The sequence below is a fragment of the Actinomycetota bacterium genome, assembly GCA_040905475.1.
In the GTDB taxonomy this organism is placed as follows: Bacteria; Actinomycetota; AC-67; order AC-67; family AC-67; genus DATFGK01.
Genome location: JBBDRM010000094.1, coordinates 15300 through 28236 on the forward strand (window position 1 = coordinate 15300; position 12937 = coordinate 28236).

9 protein-coding genes and 1 rRNA gene are annotated in these 12937 nt (G+C 65.9%); 7 read left to right on the forward strand and 3 right to left on the reverse strand.

The genetic code is table 11. The annotated features are described in order from the left end of the window. Nucleotides 1–4: 4 nt before the first annotated feature. A complete protein-coding gene (gene ligD / locus WEB06_10375; protein ID MEX2556029.1) occupies nt 5–1015 on the reverse strand; it encodes a non-homologous end-joining DNA ligase in 1011 nt (336 codons plus the stop codon). Between the two features lie 41 nt (nt 1016–1056). Between ligD and WEB06_10380 the strand changes: the two genes are divergently transcribed. From WEB06_10380 to WEB06_10400, 5 genes are all read left to right on the forward strand, one after another. Further along, nucleotides 1057–1758, forward strand: coding sequence for a crotonase/enoyl-CoA hydratase family protein (locus tag WEB06_10380; GenBank protein MEX2556030.1), 702 nt, complete (start codon nt 1057–1059; stop codon nt 1756–1758). A gap of 527 nt (nt 1759–2285) precedes the next feature. Then, a complete protein-coding gene (locus WEB06_10385; protein MEX2556031.1) occupies nt 2286–2858 on the forward strand; it encodes a hypothetical protein in 573 nt (190 codons plus the stop codon). Nucleotides 2859–3660: 802 nt separating this feature from the next. Further along, complete coding sequence (gene polX, locus WEB06_10390) at nt 3661–5394, forward strand: DNA polymerase/3'-5' exonuclease PolX (protein MEX2556032.1); 1734 nt, start codon at nt 3661–3663, stop codon at nt 5392–5394. After that, the gene (locus tag WEB06_10395) at nt 5391–6056 is read left to right on the forward strand and encodes a DNA-3-methyladenine glycosylase (protein ID MEX2556033.1); all 666 of its coding nucleotides are present in this window, start codon (nt 5391–5393) and stop codon (nt 6054–6056) included. Before polX ends, WEB06_10395 begins: the two co-directional genes overlap by 4 nt. Before the next feature lie 113 nt (nt 6057–6169). Beyond that, nucleotides 6170–6676: a hypothetical protein gene (locus WEB06_10400; GenBank protein MEX2556034.1), complete on the forward strand. Its 507-nt coding sequence runs from the start codon at nt 6170–6172 to the stop codon at nt 6674–6676. A 65-nt stretch (nt 6677–6741) separates the two neighbouring features. On the opposite strand, the gene WEB06_10405 is transcribed toward WEB06_10400, so the two are convergent. Beyond that, complete coding sequence (locus WEB06_10405; protein ID MEX2556035.1) at nt 6742–8169, reverse strand: phosphodiester glycosidase family protein; 1428 nt, start codon at nt 8167–8169, stop codon at nt 6742–6744. 113 nt (nt 8170–8282) lie between these two features. Beyond that, complete coding sequence (locus tag WEB06_10410) at nt 8283–10724, reverse strand: PBP1A family penicillin-binding protein (GenBank protein MEX2556036.1); 2442 nt, start codon at nt 10722–10724, stop codon at nt 8283–8285. A 103-nt stretch (nt 10725–10827) separates the two neighbouring features. Between WEB06_10410 and tyrS the strand changes: the two genes are divergently transcribed. Further along, entirely contained in the window at nt 10828–12060 is a 1233-nt protein-coding gene (gene tyrS / locus WEB06_10415) for a tyrosine--tRNA ligase (protein ID MEX2556037.1), read from the forward strand. 296 nt (nt 12061–12356) lie between these two features. Beyond that, nucleotides 12357–12937 (forward strand): 23S ribosomal RNA (locus WEB06_10420); the annotation flags it as partial.

The following is a 12937-nucleotide window of genomic DNA, read 5'->3' on the forward strand; positions in this document are numbered from 1 at the left end:
CTGCTCAGCCCTTCTTCGCGCGGCTGCGCGAAACCCGCGGCGGCTCGTCCGGCTGCTTCGGATACACCGGCGGCCACGGCGCGTCCATGAGCCCGTCGGCACGGTCGCGATCGTGCATCGCGAGGAATGGCTCGAGCGATCGTGGGTTCTCGTTCATCCCTTCCCAGGGATCCTCGCCGCCGGGGAAGCGCTCGGGCAGCGTCGCGATCGTGAGCTCGTCCGGGTGGATCGCGTCGATCTCGTCCCAGTGCAGCGGCGTGGACACCTGCGCGCCGGGCCGTGCGCGCACGCACCAGGCGCCGAAGACGGTCTTGTGCGGCGCGTTCTGGTTGTAGTCGATGAACACACGCTCGCCTCGGTCCTCCTTCCACCACTCGGCGGTGATCAGCTCAGGACGCCGCCGCTCGAGCTCTCGCGCGACCGCCACCGCCGCCGACCGGACCTGGTAGGAGTCCCACCGGCGTTCGAGCCGGACGTAGACGTGCAAGCCACGGTTGCCGGTCGTCTTCGGATATCCGACGACGCCGAGTTCGTCGAGCAAGGCCCGGAGCTCACCCGCGGCCGCGCGGATGTGCGTGAAGTCGGTGCCCGGCTGGGGATCGAGGTCGAGCCGGAGCTCGTCGGTGAACTCGGGCTCGGCCGCGAGGTACGGCCACACGTGGAACCCGAGGCACCCCATGTTGACCGCCCAGGCGATGTGGGCGAGGTCGGCCGCCACCAGTGCGCGCGACTCGGTCCCGTTCGGCGTGGAGACCGTGGTCGTCTCGAGCCAGGACGGCGCCGATTCGGGGATCCGCTTCTGGTAGAAGGACGGCCCGCCGGCGCCCTCGGGGAACCGCTGGAGGAGCAGCGGACGGCCGCCCATCGTGCGCATCAGCGGCTCCGCGAAGCGCGCGTAGTGCTTCACGACGTCGAGCTTCGTCTCCCCGCGCTCCGGGAAGTACACCTTGCTCGGGCTCGTGATCCGGACCTCGCGGCCGTCGAGCGCCACCATCTCTTCGTTCTTCGCCGCCATCCCCATGATGCTAGCCTTCCGGCGACGGACGCGGGGTTGCCATGGATGAGATCGTCTCCTACACGCTCGAGGGTTCGGTCGCGACCATCGCGATGGACGACGGCAAGGTCAACGCCCTGTCGCCGACGATGCTCGCGGCGATCGACGCCGCGTTCGAGCGCGCCCGCGACGGCGCCTCCGCCGTGATCCTCCGCGGCCGCAAGGAGACGTTCTCGGCGGGCTTCGACCTCAAGGTTCTCCGCGGCGGAGGCGTCGAGACCGTCGAGATGATCGTGGGCGGCTTCCGCCTTGCGCACAAGATCCTCAGCTTCCCGAGGCCGGTCGTGATCGCCTGCACGGGTCACGCCGTCGCGATGGGCGCCTTCCTGCTCCTTTCCGGCGACCACCGGATCGGCACGACCGGCGAGTTCCGCATCGTCGCGAACGAGGTCGCGATCGGGCTCACGATGCCGCACGCGGCGGTCGAGGTCTGTCGGCAGCGGCTCACGCCGGCCGCCTTCAACCGCGCGGTCATCCTCGCCGAGACGTTCACCCCCGACGGCGCCGTGGACGCCGGCTTCCTCGACCAGGTGGTGCCGATGGAGCGGGTCGACGAGGTCGCTCGGTCTGCCGCGGAACGCTTCACGCAGCTCAACGCCGAGGCGCACGCCGCGAGCAAGCTCCGCGCACGAGCGCACGCGCTCGAAGCGATCGCCGCAGCGATCGAATCCGACGCGGCCGGCATGCGCGCCTTGCTGGGATAGATCTCGAACGCCGGGCACCGCGGGCAGCGTCGCACGAGACCCGTAGAATCTGTCCTCGTGCCGAAGACGAACGAGGAGCTCGAGGAGCTCTTCAACGAGTGGGCCGACCTCATCCGCATCTCGGGGGGCCACCCGTTCCCTGCCCGCTGATTGGAACGCGTTTTTCCCGGCTGGGCATGAGACCCGGCTCACCCAGCTCAGGAAGCTGAATCGACTTTCGGTCGGCTCCCTAGCAGGGCATTGACCTTTACTCAATAGGAATATACTTTGTTACGGCTATGTTGCATTCCTTGCTTAGGGTAAATCCTAGATCGAAGCAAGGCGTTCGGTCGCTGCCCCCACTCATTACCCTATGGCTTGGGATTTTATCGGCATGCGGTCAGCCATCCTCGGGCCCGGTGGCAGCAGAGTCGCCCAATGTGGCGCTTTCAGCTTACCCCACGGTCACTCCCGATTTAGAGTCTGATGAGTATCCGATATACCGGGAACCGCCCGTCAGACTCACTGTAGGGCGATGGGATACGCCGTTGGACACGAACTCAGATCACCAGGTCGGCGTTAACGCTCAGCAAGCGGATCTTGCTGAACCTAGGTTCAGTGGATGGGCGGGGGGCGTTTTCGTTGCGGAGTATCCGGATCTCAAACAGGTGTCCTTGTATCCCTGCCCCAAGGAAGAGGTTAAGGCGATTGGTAACCCCCGGGACGAGCCCATTCTCCGAGCGAGTTCTTACTGGTTCGATCCGCCTTCTTACCTACCGCCTGGCACCTTCGATTGGACGTACCCGGCCGGAAGCACCTGCGGGAACGATGCAGCGTTTGGTGTCCATCGAGAGTTTCTTATCGACGGCGGCGCTGAGGTATCGATTGCGCGAATCTCGCACCGGTATCTCTCCGGTAACTTTTCTCAAAAGCGGGTCACGACTGGCACGATCGCCGGCCACGAAGCCGTGATCATTCCTCCGTACACCCAAGATGGTTATGGGGACTGTCACATCGTCGTGCTCGAGAAGTCTGGAGGCACGATTCAGCTTGCAGGACACGACCTGACTCTGTCGGAGCTCACGAAGATTGCGGAGTCGCTAGTGCAAGATCTTTCATAAGGCCGATCGGGGGGCTGGGGATGCTACGACGCCAGCGTACAAGCGTGCTTCTTGTCGCGCTCTTTGTCATAGGTTTCCTGCCCGAGCCAGCGCTCGCTACTCATACTCGCTGGGCGTTAATGAAGCCCCCGGTCGGGAGTGCGGACGGCGATGCTCACATGAATCAGGGATATCATTCCCCTGAGAATGGCATCGACTGGGACGACGAAGATGGAAGCGGAACCTGTTGCGGAGTAGGAAGGAACGTCTAGTTCAACGCGTTCCTGTACAGAGATTCGGCCACAACTCAATCTATCCTTTGGGTCGGGTACTACCAGTCAAATGTGATTGCTCCTCAGTGTGCCCGCATGCGCGCCGTGCTTAAGGATTACACCGATCAGTCTCGGATCTTGGGCCGCATGAATTATCGTCACTCAAACTGGGATGGTTCTGGGGGCCACGCGTGTTCTGGGAACTCCACGGGTATCGGCTGCAGGAATGAGATAGGGCAAGCACAGAGCACCGCCCAGCGCAATGCTTCTGGTGACACTTGCGGGTGGACTGGACCACACGTCCATTCAGGCCATACAGCAGCAACCTTCGGCGCATGGTCGCTAAATCCCGGATCGGCACCAACCCACATCACAACCAGCGCCTACACTTACCCCAACCCGGGCCAAGCGTCCGCGGTAACCGAGCGCCGTGTCGACTGGTGCAACCCGGACAGCCTATGTTGAGCACTCCTTGGCGGTGGGCGAGTGCCGGCGCAAGGGGTGATGCTCCTGTCCAACGATAGAGGGCGGGATACGTAGAATCTCTGTTCGTGCCGAAGACGAACGAGGAGCTCGAGGAGCTCTTCAACGAGTGGGCCGACCTCATCCGCATCTCGGGGGGCGACCCCTTCCGCGCCCGCTCGTACGAGAAAGCGGCCGCGGCCCTCGGCGCCCATCCGAAGGACGTTGCGACCCTCGACGAGAAGGCCCTCCAGGCGATCCCGACCATCGGCAAGAGCATGGCCGCGCGGATCCGGGAGTACGTCGACAAGGCTTCGCTCCACGAGCTCGAGGACCTGCGGGAGCTGGTCCCGCCGGGCGTCCGCGAGCTGACTCGCATCCCCGGTCTCGGCCCCAAGAAAGCGGTTCTGCTCAACCAGGAGCTCGGGATCACCACGATCGACGAGCTGTCGAACGCGATCGGCGAGCACAAGCTCCGCTCGATCAAGGGGCTGGGCACAAAGACGGAAGAGACGCTCGCCCGCAATATCGAGCAGTTCCGTCAGCATGGCGACCGGGTCCAGCTCAACGTGGCCCTCGCGCTGGCAGAGGAGCTGGTCGCCGGCCTCGCCGAGTGCAGGGCCGTCCAAGAAGTGACCTACTGCGGGTCCCTCCGCCGGATGCGCGAGACGATCGGCGACGTCGACATCCTTGCCGCTTCGACCGACGGCGAGGCGGTGATGAACGCGTTCGACGAACTGCCGATGGTCGGCCGGACGATCGCCCGCGGCGACACCAAGATGAGCGTGATCACGCTCAAGGGGGTCCAGGTCGACCTCCGGGTCGTGCCGCACGAGGCCTGGGGGGCCGCGCTGATCTACTTCACCGGCTCGAAAGCGCACAACATCAAGATCCGCGAGATGGCCGTGAAGCGAGGCTGGAAGCTCTCCGAGTACGGCCTGTTCGCGACCAAGACCAACAAGCGCATGGCCGCGAAGACCGAAGAAGCCGTCTACGCGAAGCTCGGCCTGCCGTGGATCCCGCCGACGCTCCGCGAGGACGCGGGTGAGGTCGAGGCCGCCATCGCCGGCGAGCTTCCGACGCTCATCGAGCTCGGGGACATCAAGGGCGACCTCCACACGCACACCAACCTCACGGACGGTCAGGCGACCCTCGAGGACATGCTCGCGACCGCGGCGGCCCGCGGGTACAGCTATTACGCGGTCACCGATCACGCCGAGCACCTCTACATGAGCGGGATGAGCCGCGAGAACGTACTCGCGCAACGCGCGAAGATCGCAAAGCTGCAAGGGAAGTACCCGAAGATGACCATCCTCCACGGCACCGAGCTGAACATCGATCAGCATGGACAGGTCGATTACGACGCGGAGTTCCTCTCAGGTTTCGACATCACGGTCGCGAGCGTGCACTCGTACTTCAACCTCAGCCGTGAGGAGATGACCAAGCGCATCATCACCGCGATGGAGAACCCGAACGTGCACATCATCGGCCACCCGACCGGCCGCAAGATCGGCTCGCGCCTCCCGTACGAGTTCGACGCCGAGGCGGTGTTCGCCGCCGCCGCGCGTACCGGCACGGCGATCGAGTGCAACTCGTACCCGGACCGCCTCGACCTGCGCGACGAGCACGTCCGCTGGGCGATCGGCGCCGGTGCGACCGTTTCGATCGACACCGACTCGCACGCCGTCGGACATCTCGCCGGTATCCGCTACGGGGTCGCGACGGCACAGCGCGGATGGGCGCAGAAAGCCGACGTGCTCAACGCGAAGCCGCTGAAGCAGCTTGAAGCCTTCGTTGCCCGCAAGCGCGGGAAGACTCGATGACGAAGCACGCTTCCCGGCTGCCGTTGCGGCCGCTGGTTCGCTCGTTCTTCGAGCGCTCGACGCTCGATGTGGCCAGAGATCTGATCGGCTGCCTCCTCGTGCACGACTCGCCCGACGGCCGGACGGTCGGCTCCATCGTCGAGGCCGAGGCCTACATGCACGACGATCCCGGTTCGCACGCTTCGAGGGGCCAGACGCCGCGGAACTCGCCGATGTTCGAAGAACCCGGCCGGGCGTACGTCTACTTCACCTACGGCATGCACTTCTGCCTGAACGCCGTCGCGCACACGCCGGGTATCCCGGGCGCGGTGCTGCTCCGCGCCGTCGAGCCGATCGACGGCATCGAGCTGATGCGGCTCCGCCGCGGCGGGGTGAACAGGGACCGCGATCTGGCGCGCGGCCCCGGCCGGCTCACCCAGTCGTTCGGCCTCAACCGCGAGCACAACCGGCTGGAGCTTACGCGCCCGCCGCTCCTGATCTGCGCGGGGGAGCGTCTTCCCGAAGAGGCCGTCGCGCGAGGGCCCAGGATCGGGCTGGGCGCCACCCAAGACGGCCGACCATGGCGGTTCTCTCTCACCGGGAGCCCGTGGGTTTCCAGCGGACCCACAAAGACCCTGGCGCCGGGTGTCGGCTCCGGCGCTCGCCCTCCCCGAAGGAAATAAATCGTTTCCTCCAGATTCGGGAGGAAATCGGTTGATTACGGCGAATCGCTTGGTCTGCCGGTCTGAGGCCGGCGGGCGCCGGGGAGCGCTCCCGACCAGGGGAAGGAGACGCGGTGAAGAAGTCCGTGCTCATACTCTTCGTTGCCGTCGTAGCGGTCTTCGGCTTGGCGGGGTTCGCCGCCAACGCCGATGGCCCAGGCGGCTCAACGGAACACCATCAGGACTGCACCGACGGAGCCGGGGTCACGACCCACGACGTATCCGGTCAGTGCCCGTCCGGATCCACAGCCAGCACGCACTACACGAACGACGTGCAGTGCGGTTCCAACACCAACGTCGGCGGGCTCGACGTGTTCGTCGGCGCCGGTGGAGTCGAGGTTTGCAGCGGCAACGACTCTCCGGCCCCGCTTCAGGGCAGGGTGATGGCCGCAGGGGACCCGGCCGGCCAGAGCGGCTACGTGGGAGCCGACGGCGACATGGACAACAGCCCTGCGCAAGCGGGAGGGTGGCTCGGCATCAACAGCGAGTCCGGCACGCCGGTCGCGTGCGGCGACGCCGAGGGCAATCACGACCTCAGCCACGCCGACGGGAACGACGACATCAACGACTGCGCGCCGTAGATCGCTTCTCCAGAAGGAACGGAGCCGCCCTGTGGGCGGCTCCGTTCCTTGATCCGGCTTCTCGGCTACGCGGCGAGCTTCCGGCGGCGGACGGCCACCGCGCCGGCCGACACCGTCATCAGCGTGAGCAGGATAGGCCCGGTGTCTTGTCGGGCGACGTCGGGTCCCAGCACCAGGGTCGGTCGCGAGATGCTGCTACCCGACGACAGCGGGATCGATAGGTTCGCAGTCTCGAGTATCGGAGCGACCGGAAAGCCGGATCCGGGTCCCACGAGAGCGAGCGCTACGGCCACCGGCCGCTCGACGCTGCCGACCACCACATCGCTCGAGCGAGGCACCGCGACGACCGCCGTCTCGCCGCCCCGGCGCACCTCCCGATCGCTCGGCCGGTTCATCACCGAACCGCCGACGACGAAGGTCGTGGAGCCGCCGCCGTCGAGGTTGATCGCTTCTTCGGCTCCCAGATCGATCATCAGCTGCGCCGCCTCGACCATCGTCATGCCGACGCTGTACCCGGGCTGGCGTCCGTCCACGGTCACCAGCAGGAGATCACCGGCGCTGTTCCACCCCACGATCGTTCGGGGATGTCGGAGCCGGTAGAGCTCACGGTCCTCGTCGGCGAACCATCGGCGCCCATCGCGGACGAGGATCGGCGAACCGCCGATGCTGTCGGTAGCCCTCGGCTTCACATCCAGCCTGAGCAGCGCTTCGCTGCTCACCTCCGACGCTTGGAGCCGATCCCAGAGTGCGATGAGCGCCTGCGCCCCACGCCCGTGGCCGGAAAGGACGGCACCCTCCGGGGGGATGGATGTGTCGCCGGCGCGGCGCAGCTCGGTGAGTCCCACGACCGCCGTCTGTCCGACGCGGATGGGTCCCTCCGGGCGGACGACCGACAGGACGAGCTCAACGCCGAAGTCGTTGGTTTCCGTCGACGGGCCGAACGAGGGCGTGTACAGCACCATCCCCTCAGCCTCTCGGGTGACGTTCACCCCGTCGAGCTCGATGGGCTGGAGGTCGGTGGGAACCACAGTTCCACGCCACGAAAGCGTTCCCGTCTCGAGTGTTCCGTCCGCCGACCGGGAGAGCTGGTGGTGCTTGGGGTTCGGGGAGCGCATGAGCCGTCCCTCCGAGAGCACCGCTCCGACGGGCTGGCCTTCGCCGGCGAAGAAGTCGCCGTTCACGGCGATGAGGCAAGCGATGCGCTTGCACATGTCGCTGGTGAGCTCTGCTCGGGGCTTGTAGCCGGCGACCGCCTCGTTGGAAAGCACCACGCGGAACTCGCCCGGCGCACCGGCGTCCTGCCACGCGACGTTGACCACCGTCGCCGGATTCCTCCGAACGAGTTGGTAATGGATCAACCCTGGAGCAACGAGCTCGCGCTCGGTCACCTTGAATCCGGCCGGGAGAGTGAGCGACCCCTCCGCGGCGAGCGCGACCGACGGAACGCCGAGCAGGGCGACCGTTGAGACGAATATCAGGACGAACTTGCGCAACGCGGTGCTCCCTACAACGCCCGTGCGCGGCCGCCGGGACGCGGAGTGTAAGGGCGTGTGCTTGCTTGCGGCGAGGGGACGTTTCGGACGATCTGAAATCCAGGACCGAGGGCCTACGGGTTCACGTAGATGCGAACGATCGACCCTTTGGGGCGCTGCTCCCCGGCGCAGAAGGTCTGGAGCCACACGCGACCGTTCCCCGACTGGCTGGGGTCGCGACAGCCGGCAACCCCGTAGTCGCCGTCGGGGTTCTCGAGCGTCACCACCTCAACGGCGAACCCCTTGCTCTGCAGCGCCGACTTGGCCTGCGCCATCGTCAAGCCCAGGACCATCGGCACGGTTGCCACAGCCTTGTCGTCGCTGACGTAGATCGTTGCTTGCGCGCCCACGCTTCCGGCCGCACCGGGCTCCGGCGTCTGGTCGCAGACGTACCCGATCGGGTACGACGGGCACGACCGGGCCGCCGAGGCGACGATGTAGCCGGCCTTTTCGAGCGTCTCGATCGCCACCGCCTTCGGCTTCCCGATCACGTTCGGGGCGACGATCGTGCCGCTCGAGGGCTCCGTGCACTGCTGCTTGGGCTCCGTCCCTTTGATGAAGGTGCGCTCCTCGATGAGCGCCGGAGGCGTGAACGGGTTCGGCAAGCAATTGCGTGTGGAGTCGATCGTCACGCGGATGAGCGACGTCTCACTCACCGGGAAATCGATCGGCGGCACGCCCTTGAGCGCACCTTGCATGAAGAGCTTCCAGATCTGCCCCGGCCACGAGCCGCCGACCACGGTGATCCGCGTGTTCGGCGGGTACATCGGGATCTGCGCCTTGGGGAACCCGACCCATGAGACGCCCACCATCTGCGGCACGAAGCCGGCGAACCAGGCGTCGTGGTACTCGTCGGAGGTGCCGGTCTTCCCGGCGACCGGGCGGCCCAGTTGCTCGCGGCGGCCCGTCCCGCTTTCGATGACGCCTTTCAGCGCGTCGACGGCGAGCGCGACCACCCCAGGCTCGAGCACCCGCTTCTTCTGGTACTTCCACTCGAACAGAACCTTGCCGCTCGCGTCGGTGATCTTCGTTATCGCGACCGATGGCGCCGCGTAGCCACCGTTGGCGAGCGGCGCGTACGCCGCTGCCATCTCCAGCGGCGAGACTTCCTGGGCGCCGATCGCGATCGAGGGGAAGGGCGACAGATCCGAGGTGATCCCCATCCGCCGCGCGACCTCGACGACCTTGTCGGCGCCGATCTCCTGGACGACCTGCGCGTAGACCACGTTGACGCTCTTCGTCGTCGCCTCGCGGAGCGAAAGCCTCGCACCGAACGACAGGCTGTCGTAGTTGTGCACGACCCAGGTCTGCCCGTTGCTCATCGGGATGTTGATGACCGAGCCGCCTTTGTAGATCTTCTCGAGCGGGATCCCGGCCTCGAGCGCACCGACCAAGGTGAAGGTCTTGAACGACGATCCCGGCTGTCGCCGGCTCTGTACCGCGAGGTTGAACTTGGCGTACGGGTTCTTCGCGTCGAAGAAGTCGCGCCCACCGACCATCGCCTTGATCTCACCGGTGCGTGGGTCGGCCGCAACGAAGCCGTTGTACGGATCCTTCTTGAACTCGAGGACCTTACGCGAGGCCTCCTCCGCGATCTTCTGCAGGCGAAGGTCGATCGTGGTGTGGATGCGAAGGCCGCCTTTGAAGAGCGCGTTCACCCTCTCCCCGATGGTCGCCCCGAACATCGCGAACCGGGGATCCCGCTGCATCAGATCCTTCACGTATTCGACGAAGTACGCCGCGGGATAGCGGACGTCCGTATTCGCCGGCTTGACGCCGAGCGCTACGTTCACATTCGCGAGCATCTGATCGGGGGCGAGGAAGCCCTGATCTCCCATGGACCGCAGCACCAGATCGCGGCGAGCCTTGGCGGACTCGGGTTGCGCGTACGGGTCGTAGCGGGTCGGCGACTTGATCAGCCCCGCCAGCAACGCGCCCTCGTGGACGGCGAGCTGGCGAGCGGGCTTACCGAAGAACGTACGAGCCGCCGCCTCGATCCCGTAGGCCCCTTGACCGAAGTACACGGTGTTCAGATAGAGGCCGAGGATCACCGCCTTCGAATACTTCTGCTCGAGCTGCCAAGCGAGGGCCGCCTCGTCGAGCTTCCCCTTGATGTTGCGCTCCCGTTCGATCAACGCGTTCTTGATGTATTGCTGCGTGATCGTCGAGCCACCCTCGACCACTCGTCCCTCGGCGGTGTTGCGCAGCAGGGCGCGGGCGATCGCCTTGAAGTCGACGCCGGGGTGCTCGAAGAACCGCTCGTCCTCGATCGCGACGACCGCCTGCTGCACGTGGACGGGGACCTGCTCGATCGGGATGACCTCCCGGTTCTCGACCTCGTGGAGCGCGGTGATGACGCTTCCGTCGGCGGCGAGCACATACGAGGTCTCCGAAAGACGGCTCGCGCTCGCGAGCGTCTCTTCGAGATCCGGCAGCTTGACGCACGAGCCGAGCAGGAGCGCCAAGGCCGCGAGTCCCAGCCCGGCACGGCGCGTAGGGGGAAGGGGTTTCGTCATCATCCTTGGACCCGGTCGGCTGCGTCGTGGGTTACGACGCGCATCCACCACAGATGGTAGCGGGGGGGTGGGCCCGACGCCCGATGCTACGATGCCGCCCGCTATGGGGGTTTCCGCGTCTGAGCAGCTCAGGATCCTGTCGTCCGGCGCCGCGGCGATCATTCCCGAAGCCGAGTTCGAGCGGAAGCTGGAGCGCTCGGCAGCGTCCGGCGAACCGCTGCGAGTCAAGCTCGGCATCGACCCGTCGACGCCGGACATCCACATCGGCCACGCGGTTCCGCTCCGCAAGCTTCGGCGCTTCCAAGACTTCGGCCACACGGCGGTCCTGATCATCGGAGACTTCACCGGACAGGTCGGCGACCCCTCCGGACAGTCGGCCACCCGCAAGGCCCTCACCGCCGATCACGTCGCCGCGAACGCGGCCACGTACGTCGAGCAGGCCAGACGGATCCTGCTTCCGGAGCGGCTCGAGGTGCGACACAACTCCGAATGGCTCGGCGCGATGGGCGTCGAGGGGTTGCTGCGGCTGGCGGGTCAGGTCACCGTCGCGCAGCTGCTCGAGCGCGACGACTTCCGCAAGCGCTACGAGGGTGGCCATCCGATCTCCGTCGTCGAGTTCCTCTATCCGCTGCTGCAGGGTCAAGATTCCGTCGAGATCCGTGCCGACGTCGAGCTCGGCGGGACCGACCAGACCTTCAATCTCCTCGTCGGCCGCGACCTTCAGGGACGCGCCGGTCAGGAGCCGCAAGTCGCTTTCACGCTCCCGTTGCTCGAGGGGCTCGACGGCGTGCAGAAGATGTCGAAGTCGCTCGGCAACTACGTCGGCATCGCGGAGCCGCCGGAGGAGATGTTCGGGAAGCTGATGAGCGTGCCGGATCATCTCATCGGCAAGTACTTCCGCCTCACGACCGATCTCGACCCGAACGAGATCGTCGAGCTGGAGCGCGAGGCCTCCGCGGGTGGCCCCGCCGCCGCGCAGGTCAAGCGACGCCTGGCCAAAGAGATCGTGAGCCTGTACCACGACCTCGAGGCGGCGGCTTCCGCCGAGCGAAGGTTCGATCAGGTGCACGTCTCGCACGAGCTGCCGGACGACATCGCGACCGTGCCGATCCCGGCCGCCGCCGTGACGGACGGGGTGGTCCACCTGCCGGCGCTGCTCGTCGCACACGGCATGGCCGCCTCGACGAGCAAGGCCCGGGATCAGATCAAGCAGGGCGGCGTGCGGCTCGATGGTAAGCCCGTCACGGCGCTGGATCTGCCGGTCGGAAGCGTGGCGGGGAAGGTGCTCCAGGTTGGGCGGCGTCAATTCCGGCGCCTGACGGGTCCGGCCGAGTGACCCGGCGAGGTCTCCGAGGGCGCCCTTTTCGCAGGTCAGAGCGCCCGTCTTGTTTGACACCCACAGACCACCGGAGTAGATTTACGCGCTGGCCCGGTTCTTCCCCCGGGCCGAGAGGCGAACGGATGCTCCGATCCTCCATAGGAGTCCCAGCAGAGGACAGTCGCTAAGACCGCGTGCGCGGGAGACTGTCGCTGGCCGAGAGGTCGGCGATTTTGTTTTGGGATCGAAACATGGAAGACCGGTGCAGCCGCTGCGGCACCTTGAGAACTACATAGCGAGTGTGAGCATCTTTGAGCCAAGGTACAAAGGGCATACGGTGGATGCCTTGGCGCCAGGAGCCGACGAAGGACGCTGTAGGCTGCGATAAGCCACGGGGAGCCGCCAAACAGGCTTCGATCCGTGGATCTCCGAATGGGGCAACCCGGCTGGAGTCATGTCCAGTCACCCCACGCTGAACACATAGGCGTGGGTGAGGCAACCCGGGGAAGTGAAACATCTCAGTACCCGGAGGAAGAGAAAGCAACCGCGATTCCCCTAGTAGCGGCGAGCGAACGGGGAACAGCCCAAACCCATGCGACGTGATAGGCCTGTGCCGTTGTCGTGTGGGGGTTGTGGGACCGACGTGGAGAGGTGCAGGACTCTCCGAGGAGTTACAAAGTTTGTGCCTAGTCGAAGGCCATGGAAAGGGCCGCCGCAGAAGGTAATAGCCCTGTAGGCGAAAGGCACAGACCTCCTTGTCGGGATCCCAAGTAGCGCCGAGCACGTGAAATTTGGCGTGAATCTGGAGGGACCACCCTCTAAGGCTAAATACTCCCTGGCGACCGATAGCGAACTAGTACCGTGAGGGAAAGGTGAAAAGCACCCCGGGAGGGGA